The following is an 18,311-nucleotide window of genomic DNA, read 5'->3' on the forward strand; positions in this document are numbered from 1 at the left end:
TTGCCCGTCGCAGAAATCAATGGCGCCGAAATCAACGGATCAGCTGGTCAGCAGCGGTTCCAAGGTACGCAGTGCGGCCTCGCGGAGCCCGCCGACGGCCGGACCGGCTGAGAGGATGTCCCTGCTCGAGGTTCCAAGAACCTGCGAATAGGCGGCACCGAACGTTGCCCGCAGGTCCGCGGCCGTGGCGCCCTGTGCACCGAGCCCGGGTGCGAGGATGATTCCCCGCACGGCCTCCAGGTCAAGCTGCAGGTCCTGCAGCGCCCCGCCCACGGTGGCGCCCACCACGAGGCCGACCGAGCCGAAGGTTCCCGCATACCGGCGGTTCTCCACAGCTGCCGCCTCGGTGATCCTGCGGGCCACCGAATCAGCGCCGCCCACGTGCTGGACGGAGGCGCCTTCCGGGTTGGACGTCAAGGCTAGGACGAACACGCCGCGGCCGTAGTCCGCCGCAAGGTCCAGCGCGGGGCGCAGGGACTCGAAGCCAAGATACGGGCTCAAGGTGACCGAATCCGCTGCCAGGGACGAGCCGTCCCGGAGCCAGGCATCGGCGTAGGCGGCCATGGTGGAGCCGATGTCACCGCGTTTGGCGTCCGCGATGGTCAGCACGCCGGCATCAGCGGCGGCTGCGAGGGTGCGTTCCAGCACCGCCATACCCGCAGAACCGTGCCGTTCGTACAAAGCCACCTGCGGCTTCACGGCGGCAGCGAGCGAACCCACTGCCTCAACGACGGTGAGCGAGAAGCGCTCGAGGCCGGCGGCGTCGTCGTTCAGTCCCCATGCCTTCAGGAGCGCGGGGTGCGGATCGATCCCGACGCAGAGCGGACCGCGATCCGCCATGGCCTGGCCGAGCCGGGAGCCGAAGGACTCCCGGCCGGCCGTTGCTGCAGCTTCCGGCTCAGGCATGCTGCGCTGCTGCTTCCTGGGCGGCCCTGTTTTGCGAGGCCGCCAGCGCAGCGGCGTGCTCCTGCAGGCTGGTCACGGACCATTCGTACGTGCGCAGCGCTTCGATGGCCTGGACGGCGGCATTGAACTCAGCCACCGTGGTGATGCACGGGATGCCGATCGAGGTGGCTGCGGCGCGCAGCTCGTAGCCGTCGATGCGGGCTTCGCCGCCGGAGGGCGTGTTGAAGACCATGTCGATCTCGCCGGCGATGATGAGGTCGGCGATGGTGCCTTCGCCTTCGGCGCTGCTGCCCTCGGCGACCTTCCGGACCGGGGTGGCCTGGATGCCGTTGCGGCGCAGGACGTCGGCGGTGCCGCCGGTGGAGACGATCTCGAAGCCGAGGTCGGAGAGGCGCTTCACACCCATGATCACCGAGCGCTTGTCCCGGTTGGCCACGGAGACGAAGATCTTGCCTTCGGTGGGCAGCGCGTTGTTGGCGGCCGCCTGGCTCTTGGCGAACGCCGTGTCGAAGTGCTTGTCGATGCCCATGACCTCGCCGGTGGAGCGCATTTCCGGGCCGAGGAGCGAGTCCACAACCTTGCCCTCCGGGGTGCGGAAGCGGCTGAACGGGAGCACGGCTTCCTTGACCGAGACGGGGGCGTCGAACGGCAGGGTGGAGCCGTCACCGGTTTCCGGCAGCATCTTGTAGGCGCTACGGAGCTGGTTGATGGTCACGCCGGTGCCGATCAGGGCAGCCGCCTTGGCCATCTGGACGCCCGTGGCCTTGGAGACGAAGGGCACGGTACGGGAGGCCCGCGGGTTGGCTTCGAGGACGTACAGGACGTCGGAGGCCAGGGCGAACTGGATGTTGATGAGGCCGCGGACGCCCACGCCTTCGGCGATGGCCAGGGTGGCGGTCCGTACGCGCTCGATCACGTTGTTGCCGAGCGTGATCGGAGGCAGCACGCATGCGGAGTCGCCGGAGTGGATGCCGGCCTCTTCGATGTGCTCCATGATGCCGCCGAGGTACATCTCGGTTCCGTCGTAGAGGGCGTCGACGTCGATCTCGACGGCGTCCTCCAGGAACCGGTCGATCAGCACCGGGTGTTCGGTGGTGATTTCCGTCGCGTTGGCGATGTAGCGGGAGAGGTTGGGCTCGTCGTAGACGATCTCCATGCCGCGTCCGCCCAGCACGTAGGACGGCCGCACCAGGACGGGGTAGCCGATTTCGTCGGCGATCTTCTTGGCGTCCTCGAAGGACACGGCGGTGCCGTTCTTGGGCGAGATCAGCCCGGCCTCGTCCAGCACGCGGGAGAACGCGCCGCGGTGTTCGGCGAGGTCGATCGCTTCCGGTGACGTGCCAAGGATCGGCACGCCGGCGTCGGCGAGCTGCTGCGCGAGCTTGAGGGGGGTCTGGCCGCCGAGCTGGACGAACACGCCCATGACGCCGCCGGTGCGCTCCTCCGCCGCGATGACTTCGAGCACGTCCTCAAGGGTCAGCGGCTCGAAGTAGAGGCGCGTGGAGACGTCGTAGTCGGTGGAGACGGTTTCCGGGTTGCAGTTGACCATGACGGTCTCGTAGCCGGCCTTGCGGAGGGCCATCGACGCGTGCACGCAGGAGTAGTCGAACTCGATGCCCTGGCCGATGCGGTTCGGGCCGGAACCCAGGATGATGATGGACGGCTTGGCGTGCAGCGCCACCTCGTCCTCTTCGTCATAGGACGAGTAGTGGTATGGGGTGTAGGCGGCGAACTCGGCAGCGCAGGTGTCCACGGTCTTGTAGACCGGACGGATGCCCAGGGCCTGGCGGACGCCGCGGACCACGGCTTCCTGGTTGTTGGTGAGGGCGCCGATCTGCTCGTCGGAGAAGCCGTGGCGCTTGGCGCGCTGCAGCATTTCCTGGGTCAGGGCGGTGGACTTGCGGATCTCCTGCGAGATCTCGTTGAGCAGCTGGAGCTGGTCCAGGTACCACGGGTCGATCTTGGTGGCCTCGAAGAGCTGCTCCACCGTGGCGCCGCCGAGGAGGGCGCGCTGCACCTGGTGCAGGCGTTCGGTGGTGGGCCGCTTGGACTTTTCGATCAGCTCGGCGACTTCCCATTCGGGAACGTGGCTGAAGTCCAGCTGCGAGCCCTTCTGTTCCAGGGAGCGCAGCGCCTTCTGGAGTGCCTCGGTGAAGTTGCGGCCCATGGCCATGGCCTCGCCCACGGACTTCATGGTGGTGGTCAGGGTGGGGTCCGCCGCCGGGAATTTCTCGAAGGCAAAGCGCGGAACCTTGACCACGACGTAGTCCAGGGTCGGCTCGAAGGACGCCGGGGTCTTCTGCGTGATGTCGTTCGGGATCTCGTCCAGCGTGTAGCCGAGGGAGAGCTTGGTGGCGATCTTGGCAATGGCGAAGCCGGTGGCCTTGGAAGCAAGCGCCGAGGACCGGGAGACGCGCGGGTTCATCTCGATGACGACGACGCGTCCGGTGTCCGGTTCGACGGCGAACTGGATGTTGCAGCCGCCGGTGTCCACGCCCACTTCGCGGATGACCGCGATGGAGATGTCGCGCAGGCGCTGGTATTCGCGGTCCGTCAGGGTCAGGGCGGGGGCCACCGTGATGGAGTCGCCGGTGTGCACGCCCACGGGGTCGAAGTTCTCGATGGAACAGACAACAACCACGTTGTCGTTCTTGTCCCGCATCATCTCGAGCTCGTATTCCTTCCAGCCGAGGATGCTCTCTTCGAGCAGCACCTCGCTGGTGGGGCTGTACTGCAGGCCCTGGCCGACGATCCGGCGGAGGTCGGCTTCGTCGTAGGCGAGGCCGGAGCCGAGGCCGCCCATGGTGAAGGAGGGCCGCACCACCATGGGGTAGCCGAGGTCTTCGGCTGCGGCGAGGGCCCCGTCAATGGTGTGGATGATGTGGCTGCGGGCGGACTCCGCGCCGCAGCGTTCCACGACGCCCTTGAACTTTTCGCGGTCTTCGCCGAGTTCGATCGCTGCGATGTTCGCGCCGATCAGTTCCACGTTGTACTTTTCCAGCACGCCGTTCTTGTCCAGCGCGATGGCGGTGTTGAGGGCCGTCTGGCCGCCCAGGGTGGGCAGGAGCGCGTCGGGGCGTTCCTTGGCGATGATCTTCTCCACCACCTCGGGGGTGATGGGCTCAACATAGGTGGCATCGGCGAACTCGGGGTCCGTCATGATGGTGGCCGGGTTGGAGTTGACCAGGATAACGCGCAGGCCTTCCTCCTTGAGGACGCGGAGAGCCTGGGTGCCGGAGTAGTCGAACTCGGCGGCCTGGCCGATCACGATGGGGCCGGAACCGATGACCAGGACGCTCTTAAGGTCAGTTCTCTTGGGCATTACTTCTTGTCCTCAGTCTTGGAATCGGTGGAAGGCTTAGTCTCGGCCGCAGCCGTTGGCGACACAGCCGTGGGAGACTTGGCCGCCTTTTTCGTGTCCGCCATCAGCTCGATGAAGCGGTCGAAAAGGTAGGCGGCGTCGTGCGGTCCGGAGGCGGCTTCCGGGTGGTACTGCACCGAGAAGGCCGGGATGTCCAGGCAGGAGAGGCCCTCCACGACATCGTCGTTGAGGCTGACGTGGCTGACCTCGACGCGGCCGTAACGCTCCTCGGGAGCCTGGGTGGCGCCGTCGAGCGGGGCGTCCACGGCGAAGCCGTGGTTCTGCGAGGTGATTTCCACCTTGCCGGTGCGGCGGTCCATCACGGGCTGGTTGATGCCGCGGTGACCGTAGCGGAGCTTGTAGGTGCCGAAGCCCAGGGCGCGGCCCAGGATCTGGTTGCCGAAGCAGATGCCGAAGTACGGCAGCTTCTCGTCCAGCACCGAGCGAAGCAGCTTGACCTGGTTGTCGGCCGTGGCGGGGTCGCCCGGTCCGTTGGACATAAAGAAGCCGTCCGGGTTGACTGCCTGGACGTCCGCCAGGGTAGCCGTCGCGGGCAGGACGTGGACGCGGACGCCGCGTTCGGCGAAGCGGATGGGGGTCATCCGCTTGATGCCGAGGTCGATCGCGGCGATGCTGAACAGCGGCTCGCCGTCCCAGCCCCAGTCCTTGGGCTCCACGATGTAGGACTCGTCCACGCTGACTTCCTCGGCGAGGCGGGCACCCTCCATCGGCGCGCTGGCCAGTACCGTGTCCACCAGTTCCTTGTCGGTGGCACGGGCGGCCTCGCCGGAGAAGATCCCGGCGCGCATGGTCTTGTGTTCGCGCAGGTGGCGGGTGATGGCACGGGTGTCTACGCCCTGGATGCCGACGATGCCCTGTTCCACGAGTTCGGAGTCAAGGGACCGTTCCGAACGCCAGTTGGAGGGCCGGCGCGCGGCGTCGCGGACAATGTAGCCGGCCACCCAGATGCGGCGGGACTCGGCGTCGTCGGCGTTCACTCCGGTGTTGCCGATGTGCGGTGCCGTCTGGACCACCAGCTGGTGGGCGTAGGACGGGTCCGTGATGGTCTCCTGGTAGCCGGTCATGCCGGTGGCGAAGACTGCCTCGCCCAGGGCGGTTCCGGTGGCGCCGTAGCTGCGGCCCCGGAAGATGCGGCCATCCTCGAGCACCAGCACCGCGGGCGTGGAAATTTCCGTTTCAGGTGCGGTACCTGTGTTTGCTGTCACTTCTGTCTCTGTCACGTTGTTACTTTCCACTATCGGCATCTGCCTGAGGGGCTGCGGAGATCAATTCTTGAAATGCTTCGAGGAGGGCCGGCTTGTCGTCTGCGCGCCTGGACCGGAACCCGGTGTCCAGTTCGCGGCTTCCCAGTGTCCAGCTGACCACCAGGAGTCCGTCTTTTTCGACGAATTTCCCGGCCATGCCGCTGTCCTGGCGGACTCCGGTGAGTTTCGCTGCCGGGATGAAGACGGGCGCCGCTCCGGATCGTTCGAACAGCACGCCTTCCGGGTGGACGGTGAGCTCAGCGTTGGTGCGGATGCCGAGGCCCTGGACGGCGATGCGGTCCAGCCAGTCGCCGGCCGTGGTGGTGGCGACGTACTGGCCCTCTGCTGCGGCCAGCGGCAGGCCCAGTTCCGCGGGAACGGCGGGCAGCTGTTCGACGTCGGACTGGCGCCGCAGGCGGTTCCTCCAGCCGGTGCCCAGCATCACGAACAGGACGCCGATGACCGCCACTGTGGCGAATCCGGCAACGACCTTGTCCATCAGTACCCGCCGGCCGGGGCGGCAGCAGGCGTATCGGCCGGGTACCTGTATGGGGTGTTGAGGTGTCCGTCGAGGACCGTGGGGTGGCCCTTGAAGAATGTCGCCACGACCTTGCCCGGAAGTTCCCTGCCGGCGAACGGAGAGTTACGGCCCATGGTTGCCATCTTAGAAGGGTCCACGGTCCAGCGCGCAGCCGGATCCACCAGTGTGACGTTGGCGGGTTCGCCTGCCTCCAGCGGACGCCCCTGGTCCGCCACCCGGCCGATCGCGGCGGGAACGGTGGACGTGACGCGGGCGAAGTCCTCCCACCCCATCAGGCCGGTTTCGATCATGGTGTCCTGCACGACGGACAGGGCCGTTTCCAGGCCGGTCATGCCCATGGCCGCCTGCGCCCATTCGCATTCCTTGTGTTCGCTGGGGTGCGGGGCGTGGTCCGTGCCGACGACGTCGATGGTGCCGTCCGCCAGGGCGGCACGCAGCGCCTGGACGTCGGAGTCCGTGCGCAGCGGCGGGTTGACCTTGTAGACGGGGTCGTAGCTGCGGACCAGTTCGTCGGTGAGCAGCAGGTGGTGCGGCGTCACTTCGGCGGTGACGTTAATCCCCCGTGCCTTGGCCCAGCGGATGATTTCCACTGATCCTGCCGTGGAGACGTGGCAGACGTGGAGCCTGGAGCCGACGTGCTGGGCCAGCAGGACGTCCCGGGCAATGATGCTTTCCTCGGCCACGGCCGGCCAGCCAGTCAGGCCCAGCACAGCCGAGACGTCGCCTTCGTTCATCTGGGCGCCGGCGGTGAGCCGGGGTTCCTGCGCATGCTGGGCCACGACGCCGTCGAACGCCTTCACATATTCCAGCGCACGGCGCATGATCACGGGGTCGTGGACGCAGATGCCGTCGTCGGAGAAGACCCGGACCTTGGCACGGGAATCAGCCATGGCGCCGAGCTCGGCCAGCTGCTCGCCGGCGAGGCCCACGGTCACGGCGCCGACGGGGCGGACGTCCACCCAGCCTGCGGCGCGTCCCAGGGTGTGGACCTGTTCCACCACGCCTGCGGTGTCCGCAACGGGATTGCTGTTGGCCATGGCGTGCACGGCCGTGTAGCCGCCAAGCGCGGCGGCGCGCGTGCCGGTTTCCACTGTTTCGGCGTCTTCCCGTCCGGGCTCGCGGAGGTGCGTGTGGATGTCCACCATGCCGGGCAGCGCTACCAGGCCGGCGGCCTCGATGACGGTGGCTCCGTCTGCTGCCAGGCCCTTGCCCCGTTCGGCGATGATGCCGTCGCGGATCAGGAGGTCTTCGGCCGCTCCGCCGAGGATGGCTGCGCCGCGGATGAGGTAGGCCCCGGTGTTGGCTGCGTCCTGTTGTTCGTGTGCCATCAGTGGCTCTCCTTGGTGGAATAGGCGGCGTTGGAGTTGGCGGCGGTGGGGGTTGCGGCTGGTTCGCGGGTGTCCCCGGAAAGCAGCAGGTACAGTGCGGCCATCCGGACGGACACGCCGTTCCGCACCTGTGCCAGGACGGTGGACCGGGGTGAGTCCGCGGCCGCCGAGGAAATTTCGAGCCCGCGGTTCATGGGGCCGGGGTGCATGATAATGGTGTCCTTCAGGCCCAGCTCGTCCAGGGCACGGAGGCGGTTGTCGTCGAAGCCCCAGCGGCGGGAGTATTCGCGGGTCGTGGGGAAGAAGGATGCGTTCATCCGTTCGCCCTGGACGCGCAACATCATGACGGCGTCGACGCCCTTTGCCAGGGTCTCGTCCATGTCGTAGCTGACGCTGCAGGGCCATTGTCCGACGCCGATGGGCAGCAGGGTGGGCGGCGCCACCAGCGTGACCTCCGCGCCGAGCGTACGGAGCAGCCAGACGTTCGAGCGCGCCACGCGGGAGTGCAGGACGTCGCCGGCGATGGCGACGCGCATCCCTTTCAGGTCCGCCCCCGCGGACGGTGTCCCGTGGAGCCTGGCCCAGTGCCGGCGCATGGTGAAGGCGTCCAGCAGCGCCTGGGTGGGGTGTTCGTGGGTGCCGTCGCCGGCGTTGATGACGGCGGCATCGATCCAGTCCGTGGCTGCCAGCCGGTGCGGCGCACCGGAGGCCCAGTGGCGGATGACGACGGCGTCGGCCCCCATGGCGGCCAGCGTTTGGGCCGTGTCCTTGAGGGACTCGCCCTTGGAGACGGAGGATCCCTTGGCGGCGAAGTTGATGACGTCGGCGGACAGCCGCTTGGCCGCCGCTTCAAAGGAGATCCGGGTGCGGGTGGAATCCTCGAAGAACAGGTTCACGACCGTGCGTCCGCGCAGGGCGGGAAGCTTTTTGACTTCACGGTCCCCCACTGCCGCCATTTCCTCGGCGGTGTCGAGGATGCGGATGGCGTTGCCCAGGCTGAGGTCTTCGGTGGAGAGCAGGTGCTTCATGCGCCTGCCTCAATGACCACTTCGTTGACCGGAGCTCCGTCAACGGAGTCGGTCTCTTCGAGCCGGACCCGGACCTTTTCGGAGGATGAGGTGGGGAGGTTCTTGCCGACGTGGTCGGCGCGGATGGGCAGTTCGCGGTGGCCGCGGTCGATCATGACGGCGAGCCGGACGATGCGCGGGCGGCCGAGGTCCACGATGGCATCGAGCGCCGCGCGGATGGTCCTGCCGGAGTAGAGGACGTCATCGATCAAAACGACGACCTTGTTGTCGATGCCGGTACGCGGCAGCTGCGTGGGATACGGGGGCCGCGTGGGCTGGTGCGAGAGATCGTCCCGGAACATGGTGACGTCCAGCTGGCCGACGATGGCGGCGGCGTCCACGGTGGGATCGGCGGCGGCGATTTTCTTGGCCAGTCGGACTGCCAGCGGGTAGCCGCGGCGCGGAATGCCGAGCAGCACCAGATCCTGGGAACCCTTGTTGGCCTCGAGGATCTCATGGGCGATACGAGTGAGTGCACGGTCAATGTCCGCAGAGTTGAGCACAACCCTGGCCGGAACCGGTGCTTCTGTGACTGAAGTCAACGCTCGTCTCCCCTTTCCCCGCCTCACGGGACGGAATTAAAAAAGGAACATTTGCTCTTCAAAATTACCACACGCAGCATCCCCGCCCGGCCCGCCCGCCCGGGGCATGGAAGGCGTTTAACATCACACCCGTGGGCCGGTGAGGACCCGCCGCTTCGGCAGGAGTGCCGCCTTGGAAGCGGCGGCGCCGGCGACATAGGCTCAGTGCCATGACATCGAACGAGCCTTGGCCGCCGCACGATCCCCCCGGCGGTCAACGCTACAGGCAGCAGCCCCCATGGCCCGGACAGCCCCTGCCCCGGCAGGCCAATCCCACGTGGATGGGCCAGGTCCGGCCCGATCACTACCGTGCGGCACCCGCCAACACCTTTGCACCCGCCGCCCACACGGTGATGCCGGCCGCAGTCGCAGGCAACCGGACGGGTGCGGGGGTCATGGGGCTTGTAGGCGGCGGGGGCTTCCTTGCCTTCGCCAGCCTCTTCCTGGTCCTCCCCTACCTCGTGGGCAACACGGGAATCACCGGATTCGTGATCGGTTTCATCGCCTCCCTTATTCCGCTCAGCGCCGTGCTGCTGGCCGTCTACGTCATCGACCGCTGGGAGCCCGAGCCCAAGCGGCTGCTGCTGTTTGCCTTCCTCTGGGGCGCCGCCGTGTCCATTTCCGTCACGCTGCTGATCCAGCCGTTCTTCGCACTGGCGGCAGCACCGCCGGTCGGCATGGACTACCGGACCTTTGCCGTGACCGTGCAGGCCCCGGTGGTAGAGGAAGTCGCCAAGTCCTTGGGCCTGCTGCTGCTCCTGGTCTTCGCGCGGAAGCACTTTGACGGTCCCGTGGACGGCGTGGTGTTCGCTTTCACCATTGCCGGCGGCTTCGCCTTCACGGAAAACATCCTGTACTTCGGGCGGGCCATCGCCGAATCCAGCACGCCGGGCGCCGACCTGGCGATGGTGTTCTTCCTGCGGGGCGTGATGTCCCCGTTTGCACACGCCATTTTCACCGGAACCACCGGGCTCATCCTCGGTTTGGCGGCCCGCCGCTGGCACACGGGAATGTTCGTCGTGGCGTTCTTCGTCGGCCTCGCGCCGGCGATGTTCCTGCACAGCATGTGGAACAGCATGGGACAGGACTTCCTGGTCCAGTACATCGTGGTGCAGGTGCCCATCTTCGTGCTGGCCGTCGTCGTGATTGTGCTGTTGCGCGTTGCCGAATCCCGGCTGACGCGGCAGCGGCTCCAGGAATATGCCGCCGCCGGATGGTTCACGCCGCCGGAAGTGGAGATGCTGTCAACGGCCGGCGGCCGCCGGTCCGCGGTGCGCTGGGCAAAGCAGTTCGGCCGGGGGCCGCAGATGAAGTCATTCCTCCGCTCGGCCACCCAGCTTGCCTTCATCCGGCAGCGGATCCTCAGCGGCCGGGACGTTCCTGCCCACCAGTTCGACGAGCACCGCCAGCTGGCCGAAATCGTGGCCCGTCGGGACGCCGTGCTGCGCTGATGCGTGGCAGATGCAGGAAAGGGCCGGCGCCCGCCGTGAGGCGGGCGCCGGCCCTTTCAGTGCTTCGCACCTGCTGCGGCTAAGCCAGCAGCGATGGTTTCAGCTGCTGGAGCCGGCCCAGCAGGCCGTTGATGAACGACGGCGACTCGTCCGTGGACAGCATCTTGGCAAGGGCGACGGCCTCGCTGACCGCCACGCCGTCGGGAACGTCGTCGTTGTAGAGCAGTTCCCACGTGCCTATGCGCAGGATGATGCGGTCCACCGAAGGCATGCGTTCCAGTGTCCAGCCCTGCGAGTAGGTCTCCAGGAATTCGTCGATGGCAACCTGGTGGGACACCACGCCTTCGACGATTTCGAGGGTGTAGGGGTTGACGATCTGGTCGGTTATTTCGCGGCGGGACCGCAGCACATCAAAAGCCGAGAGGGAGCGCTGCTCCGCCTCGAAGAGAACATCCAGGGCCCGATTACGGGCCTTACCGCGGGCGCTCACTAGTCGTTGACCCGGCCAAGGTAGCTGCCGTCGCGGGTGTCGACCTTGACCTTGGTGTTGTTCTCAACGAACAGCGGCACCTGGATCTCGTAGCCGGTTTCCAGCGTTGCCGGCTTGGTGCCGGCCGAGGAGCGGTCGCCCTGCAGGCCCGGCTCGGTGTAGGTGATCTCGAGCACGACGCTCGGCGGGAGTTCGATGTACAGCGGGGTGCCTTCGTGGATGGCGATGTTGACCATCTGGTTTTCCAGCATGAAGTTGGTGGCGTCGCCTACCGTGGCGCCGGAAACGGTGATCTGGTCGAAGTCCTGGGTGTCCATGAACACGAAGTCAGCGCCGTCCTGGTACAGGTACTGGTAGTCGCGGCGGTCAACCGTGGCAGTCTCGATCTTGAGGCCGGCGTTGAAGGTCTTGTCGACCACCTTGCCGGACATGACGTTGCGCATCTTGGTGCGGACGAAAGCGCCGCCCTTGCCCGGCTTGACGTGCTGGAACTCGATGATGTTCCAGAGCTGGCCCTCAAGCTTCAGCACGGTTCCGTTCTTGATGTCGTTTGTGGTTGCCACTGATATCCTCTGGTTTCTATCTGACTGCTTCTAGCTGCCAGCCGGTTATGTCAGGCAGGCACACCAAAAGGCCGCCAGCGAGTATTTGTCAAAAATCCAAGAACCATTCTACCGGTAATGCCGGCGGGCTCGCGCGACGGCCGCTAGGACGCCATTTCCAAGACGTTCCGTGCCCGCTGCAGCGCAACGGTGGAAGAGTAGATCAGCGCGGCGTCCGCAGCCCCTGCGACCCTCAGGTCCAGGGCTTTCGCGAACTCGTCAACGGCGGCCGCGGTGTTGCCGCCGGCGTAGTACGCCCGGCCCAGGTGCTGGTGCGCCAGGGCCTCCAGCTCGGTTCCCTGGACTTCGCCCAGGAGTTGGCGGAAAAGGTCCACGGCCCGGTCAAAGCGCTTGGACACCCGCAGGACCTCCGCTTCGAAGGCGCGGAGCCGGAAGGATTCGGGGTCGCTGTAGCGTGCCTCGGCCAGGAGCTCCGCGGCGTCGGCGGCGTGGCCTTCCACCAGGAGGACCATGATGCGGTCCGCCGGATCGGAGGATGCCTGGAGCGCGGAGCTGCAGGCTTCTTCGTTGACGATTCCCGGCATCAGGGTGTCCGGGTTGATCTTGATTCCCGGGAAGCCCGCATCCGGCCACTCACTTGTGCCGCCCATGGAATCCATCATGACGTCGCTCATCATCAAGAGGCAATCTCCTGGTACGCGGCGAACAGCAGGGACGTGTCCGGGACGTCCAGGATCCCCGGCCGCGCAATGCCGTCCAGCACCACGAAACGCAGCAGGTCGCCGCGGGACTTCTTGTCCCGGCGCATGCCGTCGAGGAGTCCCTGCCAGCGGTCCCGGCGGTAGGTGATCGGCAGCCCGAGGGTTTCCAGGATGGTGCGGTGACGGTCGGCGTCGGCGTCGCTGAGGCGCCCCACGCTGCGGGCGAGTTCCGCGGCGAACATCATCCCTACAGATACGGCAGCGCCGTGGCGCCAGGAGTAGCGTTCCACCAGCTCGATCGCGTGACCCAGGGTGTGCCCGTAGTTGAGGATTTCGCGCCGGCCGGTTTCCTTGAGGTCCTCGGACACCACTTCCGCCTTGACCGCGATGGCGCGTTCGATCAGTTCCCGCAGGGCCGCGGACTGCGGATCGGTGACCGCGGAAGGATCCTTTTCCACGAGGTCCAGGATGGCGGGATCGGCGATGAACCCGCATTTGATGACCTCCGCCATCCCCGAAATGAGCTCGTTCTTCGGCAGCGTGCCCAGCGTGTCCAGGTCAGCGAGCACGGCAGCCGGCGGGTGGAACGCGCCCACAAGGTTTTTACCTTCGGCCGTGTTGATGCCGGTCTTGCCGCCGACGGATGCGTCCACCATGCCGAGCAGGCTGGTGGGCATGTGGATGACCTTGACCCCGCGAAGCCACGTCGCGGCGACAAACCCGGCGAGGTCCGTGACGGCGCCGCCGCCGACTGCCACGACGGCGTCGGACCGGGTGAAGTCGTTCTGTCCCAGGACCTGCCAGCAGAACGCGGCAACCTGGATGTGCTTGCCTTCCTCGGCGTCCGGGATTTCGGCGGTCAGCGCTGTGAAGCCGGCCGAAGCCAGTTCATCGCGCACGGTATCGCCGGTGAGCCGCAGGGCACGCGGGTGGATGACCAGGACGCGTTTGACGCGCTCCCCCAGCAGCTCCGGAAGGCGTTCGAGCAGGCCGCGGCCCACAACGACGTCGTAGTTGTCAGCGGCAGACTTGCCGGTGACTTTGATGACGGTTGATTCGCTACTCACTTTTCAACTTCCTTTGTGGCGGCCACTGGCTCCGCCGCCGCAGTCTGTGCCGCCGCGTACTCACGCAGCGCTTCTTCCAGCCGATGTCCGAGGTCCGCAACGGATCCGTTGCGGACATCGAAAACGAGATCGGCAAGCCGTTCGTACACGGGTTGCCGGGTGGCAAACAATGCGCGCCAGCGGCCCATGGCATCCCCCGCGAGGAGCGGACGGCCCGAATTCCGGGCGATGCGTTCGGACACCGTCTCGGCGTCGCACTCCAGGTAGACCACCGTGCAGCGGCCCAGCAGCTGCTGGGTGCCGGAGTCCAGGACCGCCCCACCACCCAGCGAAATGACGGTGCTGGTGTGCTGGGCGTCTTCGATCACCCGGGCCACGATCCGGGCCTCAATCTCCCGGAACGCAGTCTCGCCGCGGGCAGCGAAGATGTCCGCGATGGTGCCGTGGTTTTCCACAATCACGATGTCGGTATCGACAAACGCCGCCCCCAGCTGCTGCGCGAGCTGGTGCCCGATTGCCGACTTGCCCACGGCCATGGGCCCGATCAGCGCGATGGGCCGCCGTGGCGCTGCGCCGTTCCTGCTGCTGACCGGCACTACTGGCCGATCGAGTCCAGGGACGCCGGAATGTTGTCCAGGTAACCCTTGATGTTGCGGGCCGTCTCCGCGACGGAATCACCGCCGAACTTCTCTGCCACAGCCTCGGCGAGCACCAGCGCCACCATGGCCTCGGCCACGACGCCCGCGGCCGGGACGGCACAGACGTCGGAGCGCTGGTGGTGGGCCTTGGCGGCCTCCCCGGTGCTCACGTCGATGGTCTTCAGGGCGCGGGGAACGGTGGCAATGGGCTTCATCGCTGCACGGACGCGCAGGACATCGCCGATGCTCATGCCGCCTTCGATGCCGCCGGCCCGGTTGCTGGTGCGGATGATCCGGCCGTCGGAATCCTTGACGATTTCGTCATGGGCGGCGGAGCCGCGGCGGGAGGCCGTGAGGAAGCCGTCGCCAACCTCCACACCCTTAATGGCCTGGATGCCCATCAGGGCAGCGGCAAGGCGAGAGTCCAGGCGGCGGTCCCAGTGAACGTAGCTGCCGAGCCCGGGCGGAAGGCCGTAGGCGAGGACCTCCACCACACCGCCGAGGGTTTCGCCTTCCTTGTGGGCGGCGTCAACCTCGGCCACCATGGCGTCCGAGGTTTCCCGGTCGAAGCAGCGGAGGGGATCTGCGTCAAGGGCTATCACGTTGGCCGGCACGGGCAGCGGGCGTCCCTCGGGCACGGAGACGCTCGCGATGGAAACTGTGTGGCTGACAAGTTCGATGCCCAGCTGCTTGAGGTACTGGGACGCCACGGTGCCCAGGGCGACACGGGTGGCGGTTTCGCGGGCGCTGGCACGCTCCAGCACCGGGCGGGCCTCGTCGAAGCCGTACTTCTGCATTCCCGTGAAGTCGGCGTGGCCGGGACGGGGCCGCGTCAGCGGTGCGTTGCGCGCTTGGTCGGCGAGGATGTCGGGGTCCACGGGATCTGCAGCCATGATCTGCTCCCACTTGGGCCATTCGGTGTTTCCCACCTGGATGGCCACGGGGCCCCCCTGGGTGAGGCCGTGGCGCACGCCGCCGAGGACGGTCACCACGTCCTGCTCGAACTTCATCCGCGCCCCGCGGCCGTAGCCGAGGCGCCGACGGGCTAGGGCATCGGCGATCTGGCTGCTGGTGAGTTCAACACCGGCAGGCACGCCTTCAATTATTCCGACCAGTGCCGGACCATGGGATTCACCGGCAGTCAACCAACGCAACATACAATCCATCCTGCCACGTAGGGCGGTTAGAACACTCGTCGGGGTGCCCCGACTGCGTCACACATCACATCTATGACATCGGCCGTGACGTCGTCGCCGAGGCCGCTGAAAAACCGGACCTGCTCCACCGCTTGGTACAGCAGCATCTCCAGCCCGGGCACCACAGCGCCGCCGCCGTCCTGCCAGACGGAGGCAATCCGGCTGGGCCAGGGATCGTAGGCGACGTCCAGCAGCACTCCTGGCGTTGCGGCGTGGAGGCCGGCGAGCTCATCCGCCAGAGCATCGGCCCCGCGGGGCGGCAGGGTGGAAATTACGACGTCGGCAGCCGCCATTGCGGCGGCGGCACCGGACAGCGGGAGGACGCGGACCGGGAGTCCGACGCCGTCGGACGCCGCGCGGGCTTCGGCAGCACGTCCGACGTCGCGCACGAAGACGTCAGCCGACGGCGCCCCCAGATCCTTCAGGGCCGCGATCGCTGCGGCGGACGTTCCGCCGCCGCCAAGGATCACGGCGGTCGGTGCGGCCACCACGCCGGCATGCCGCACGGCGTTGACGATGCCCGCGACGTCGGTGTTGTAGCCGATCCGGCGGACGGACGTCCCGTCGGCCTCGAACACCACCGTATTGACGACTCCGAGGATGCCGGCCACGCCGCGGACCTCGTCAACCTCCGAAACCATGGCGGTCTTGAGCGGCATGGTGACGGACAGTCCCCGCCACCCGGGCTCGCCGCGGACTGTCTCCATGAACGCCGGCAGGTCCGGAACGTTCACATCGATGGCGGTGTATTCGATCTCCACACCCAGCCGGGCGTAGGCTGCGCGGTGAAGGGCCGGGGACTTCGAATGGCTGATCGGATGCCCAAGAACGGCAGCCCGGAAGGTCACGTGCAACGTCCTGCGTTTGCGGCGCACCAGGCGTTGTACTGCTCCACGTAAACGTTGTGCTCAGCCAGCGTCTTGGAGAACTTCGTTTCCTTGGTGTCCAGGTTGATGGTCACCCAGTACATGTACTCGTTGGCCTTCGGCTTGGCAGCCGCATCGATCGCGTTCTTGCCCGGTGATCCGATGGGTCCCACCGGAAGGCCCTGATTGGCGTACGTGTTGTACGGGTTCGACTTGTCGGCCTTCTGGTCCTCGTCGATGTGGAAGCTCTTGATGCCCAGCCCGTAGGTCACTGTGGCATCCGACTGGATCAGGCCGGCCGTCTCGGTGTTGTTCGGCTTGAGCCGGTTGTAGATCGCCCCGGCGACGTCGCCGTACTCGGCCTGCCCGCCTTCGGCCTGGACGATGCTGGCGACCGTCACGACGTCGTACTGCTTCTCCGGATCGGTGACGCCCTGCGCCTTGAGCTCGTCAACGGTGGCGGTGACCAGGGTCTGGAGGATCTCCTTCGCCGGTGTTCCCAGCGGGAAGCGGTGCTCACCGGGCGCCAAGTAGCCTTCAAGGTTCTTGGCCTTCGCCGGGAGCCCGAACTGGGCGGGGGCGTCGCTGAGCGCTTTGAGTTGGGTAACGGGAATGCCTGATCCCTCGGATATGGACTGCAGCGACTCGCCGATCCGCAGCCCTGCGCTCAAAGCGAAGTACATCACTTTGCCTTCGCCCTTGCCCAGCAGGACGGCGACGGCATCGGAGTTCTTCATCTCCTGGCGGAACTGGAACTCGCCCGGCGCAATGGTGCCGCCGGATGCGGTGAGCTCGTGCAGGAATGTGTCCGGGTTGGCAATGACCTTCTGGTCCGCGAGCTTGGTGGCAACAGACCTGGTGCCTTCGCCGGGTTCAACGGACACGTTCACTTGCCCGGTGCCGGGGCCGGGGTAATCGGCAATGGTGTCTCCGCCCAGCAGCGGCTTCAGGAACTGGGCTCCCACCACCAGGGCGGTGACGAACACCGCGAGCGTCAGCAGCAGCGCGAGCCAGCGGCGCCGGCGGCGGACCTTCTTGGACTTGGCCGGGACCACTGCCACCGAAGAGCCTGCACCCATCAGCGGGTGCCCCGGCTCGTCAAAGTGATGGTCGGGATGGTCTCCCGCGGCGTAGGCGTCGGCGTCATCGTAGACATGGTGCGCCTCGTCCTCGTGGTGGTCCGCATAGTGGTGCTGACCGGGCTCCGCCGCCAGGTCGCCGTGTGGATCGTAGGCGTGGGGGTCGTAGATTTCGGGTGCTTCAGGGCGCAACTGCTCCTGGTGCACCGGTTCCTCGTGGTGGAGGAGTTCCTCCTGCACCGGTTCCTCGTAACGCACGGGTTCCTCGTGATGGACGGGTTCCTCGTGGCGCACGGGCACTTCGTGCTGCTGGACCGTGGGCGGAGTGTCGGGCATCTCGGGGGCTGCCTCATGCACTGACGGCGGTGCGGGCGGCACGCGGGGTGCTTCCGCGGGCACATCGGCGGACTGCGGGCCAGTGACGCCCGTCGGGCCGGCAGCGGCGGCGCGAAACTGCGGCGAGTGGCCGGTTTCAAATGCCTGCGGTGGGACGACGTCATGGCCTTCGGTCGCCAGGGACTTCTCCCTGGCCCGAATTTCCTTGCGCGTCAGCTGAGGTCCGGAGTCACTGAATTCGTCACCTGAGGACTCGCCGCTGTTGACCGGGCTCACTGTAGCCTTCCATCGTCTGAAGATTGCACGTCGTTTCCGGAGACAGCCTGCTCAGCGCCTTCCGCTGCGGCGTCCCCGGAAAGCCCCGGCTGGGAAACCGCGAACACGCGGCTTCCAACATCCGTTCCCCTGGCTTTTTGCATATCGATTGCGTGCTGGAGAATTCCCGCAGCGGCAACCTGATCCACTACCTTACGGTGATTCCGGCTGCTCATGCCAGCTTCATGCAGGTTGCGGTGCGCTGTCACTGTGCTCAAGCGTTCGTCAATCAACTGCACCGGAATGGCCGAGCCACGGCTCTCCAGCGCGGCCACCAGCAAATGCGCGTAGTCCGTCGCCATCCGGGCCGAAGCGTGCTCTTCGCCCTTGAGCGTGCGCGGCAGGCCCACGAAGATCTGGACGGCGCCAAGCTCGCCGGCCAGGGCCGCCAGCACACGCACGTCCGTGTTCTTCTTGGCGTTCCGCTCCAGCGTTTTCAAGGGTGTGGCCAGGATGCCGTCGCGGTCGCAGACAGCGACGCCCACGCGGACGGTGCCCACGTCCACCCCCAGTTTGATGCCCTGGGGGTAGACGCCGGGTGCAGCAGATTGATTCACAGT

At 66.8% G+C, this 18,311-nt stretch carries 17 protein-coding genes; 1 reads left to right on the top strand and 16 read right to left on the bottom strand.

Annotated elements, in window-relative coordinates:
• Window positions 1-39: 39 nt before the first annotated feature.
• The 7 genes from pyrF to pyrR are packed head-to-tail and all read right to left on the bottom strand — an operon-like array spanning window position 40 to window position 9,010.
• Window positions 40-906 (bottom strand): orotidine-5'-phosphate decarboxylase, encoded by an 867-nt coding sequence (pyrF, locus tag CXQ91_RS05865; RefSeq protein WP_104172991.1) that lies wholly within the window; start codon window positions 904-906, stop codon window positions 40-42.
• On the bottom strand, window positions 899-4,228 hold the full coding sequence (gene carB / locus CXQ91_RS05870) for a carbamoyl-phosphate synthase large subunit (RefSeq protein ID WP_104172992.1): 3,330 nt from the start codon (window positions 4,226-4,228) through the stop codon (window positions 899-901). The genes pyrF and carB overlap by 8 nt, the downstream gene beginning before the upstream one ends.
• Window positions 4,228-5,532, bottom strand: a complete 1,305-nt coding sequence (gene carA / locus CXQ91_RS05875) for a glutamine-hydrolyzing carbamoyl-phosphate synthase small subunit (protein ID WP_104172993.1) — start codon at window positions 5,530-5,532, stop codon at window positions 4,228-4,230. Before carA ends, carB begins: the two co-directional genes overlap by 1 nt.
• On the bottom strand, window positions 5,513-6,031 hold the full coding sequence (locus CXQ91_RS05880; RefSeq protein WP_104172994.1) for a hypothetical protein: 519 nt from the start codon (window positions 6,029-6,031) through the stop codon (window positions 5,513-5,515). The genes carA and CXQ91_RS05880 overlap by 20 nt, the downstream gene beginning before the upstream one ends.
• Window positions 6,031-7,401 (bottom strand): dihydroorotase, encoded by a 1,371-nt coding sequence (locus CXQ91_RS05885; protein WP_104172995.1) that lies wholly within the window; start codon window positions 7,399-7,401, stop codon window positions 6,031-6,033. Before CXQ91_RS05885 ends, CXQ91_RS05880 begins: the two co-directional genes overlap by 1 nt.
• Window positions 7,401-8,429: an aspartate carbamoyltransferase catalytic subunit gene (locus CXQ91_RS05890; protein ID WP_104172996.1), complete on the bottom strand. Its 1,029-nt coding sequence runs from the start codon at window positions 8,427-8,429 to the stop codon at window positions 7,401-7,403. Before CXQ91_RS05890 ends, CXQ91_RS05885 begins: the two co-directional genes overlap by 1 nt.
• Entirely contained in the window at window positions 8,426-9,010 is a 585-nt protein-coding gene (gene pyrR, locus CXQ91_RS05895; protein ID WP_104172997.1) for a bifunctional pyr operon transcriptional regulator/uracil phosphoribosyltransferase PyrR, read from the bottom strand. The genes CXQ91_RS05890 and pyrR overlap by 4 nt, the downstream gene beginning before the upstream one ends.
• Before the next feature lie 209 nt (window positions 9,011-9,219).
• Between pyrR and CXQ91_RS05900 the strand changes: the two genes are divergently transcribed.
• Window positions 9,220-10,500: a PrsW family intramembrane metalloprotease gene (locus CXQ91_RS05900; RefSeq protein ID WP_258073845.1), complete on the top strand. Its 1,281-nt coding sequence runs from the start codon at window positions 9,220-9,222 to the stop codon at window positions 10,498-10,500.
• A 79-nt stretch (window positions 10,501-10,579) separates the two neighbouring features.
• Here CXQ91_RS05900 and nusB read toward each other — a convergent pair whose 3' ends face one another.
• From nusB to ruvX, 9 genes are all read right to left on the bottom strand, one after another.
• Complete coding sequence (gene nusB, locus CXQ91_RS05905; RefSeq protein WP_104172998.1) at window positions 10,580-10,990, bottom strand: transcription antitermination factor NusB; 411 nt, start codon at window positions 10,988-10,990, stop codon at window positions 10,580-10,582.
• The gene (efp, locus tag CXQ91_RS05910) at window positions 10,990-11,553 is read right to left on the bottom strand and encodes an elongation factor P (RefSeq protein WP_028267136.1); all 564 of its coding nucleotides are present in this window, start codon (window positions 11,551-11,553) and stop codon (window positions 10,990-10,992) included. Before efp ends, nusB begins: the two co-directional genes overlap by 1 nt.
• A gap of 143 nt (window positions 11,554-11,696) precedes the next feature.
• Window positions 11,697-12,215 carry a lipopolysaccharide assembly protein LapB gene (locus CXQ91_RS05915; protein WP_104173183.1) on the bottom strand — a complete coding sequence of 173 codons (519 nt, stop codon included), beginning with the start codon at window positions 12,213-12,215 and terminating at the stop codon, window positions 11,697-11,699.
• Between the two features lie 14 nt (window positions 12,216-12,229).
• Complete coding sequence (gene aroB, locus CXQ91_RS05920; protein ID WP_104172999.1) at window positions 12,230-13,321, bottom strand: 3-dehydroquinate synthase; 1,092 nt, start codon at window positions 13,319-13,321, stop codon at window positions 12,230-12,232.
• Window positions 13,318-13,917 (bottom strand): shikimate kinase, encoded by a 600-nt coding sequence (locus CXQ91_RS05925; protein ID WP_374953629.1) that lies wholly within the window; start codon window positions 13,915-13,917, stop codon window positions 13,318-13,320. The genes aroB and CXQ91_RS05925 overlap by 4 nt, the downstream gene beginning before the upstream one ends.
• Complete coding sequence (gene aroC, locus CXQ91_RS05930) at window positions 13,917-15,116, bottom strand: chorismate synthase (RefSeq protein WP_104173000.1); 1,200 nt, start codon at window positions 15,114-15,116, stop codon at window positions 13,917-13,919. The genes CXQ91_RS05925 and aroC overlap by 1 nt, the downstream gene beginning before the upstream one ends.
• Before the next feature lie 26 nt (window positions 15,117-15,142).
• Entirely contained in the window at window positions 15,143-16,003 is an 861-nt protein-coding gene (locus CXQ91_RS05935; RefSeq protein ID WP_104173001.1) for a shikimate dehydrogenase, read from the bottom strand.
• Entirely contained in the window at window positions 16,000-17,712 is a 1,713-nt protein-coding gene (mltG, locus tag CXQ91_RS05940; RefSeq protein WP_181038794.1) for an endolytic transglycosylase MltG, read from the bottom strand. Before mltG ends, CXQ91_RS05935 begins: the two co-directional genes overlap by 4 nt.
• Window positions 17,709-18,308 (bottom strand): Holliday junction resolvase RuvX, encoded by a 600-nt coding sequence (ruvX, locus tag CXQ91_RS05945; protein ID WP_104173002.1) that lies wholly within the window; start codon window positions 18,306-18,308, stop codon window positions 17,709-17,711. Before ruvX ends, mltG begins: the two co-directional genes overlap by 4 nt.
• Window positions 18,309-18,311: the final 3 nt, after the last annotated feature.

The sequence above is a fragment of the Arthrobacter sp. Y81 genome (assembly GCF_002929335.1).
Taxonomy (GTDB): Bacteria; Actinomycetota; Actinomycetes; order Actinomycetales; family Micrococcaceae; genus Arthrobacter.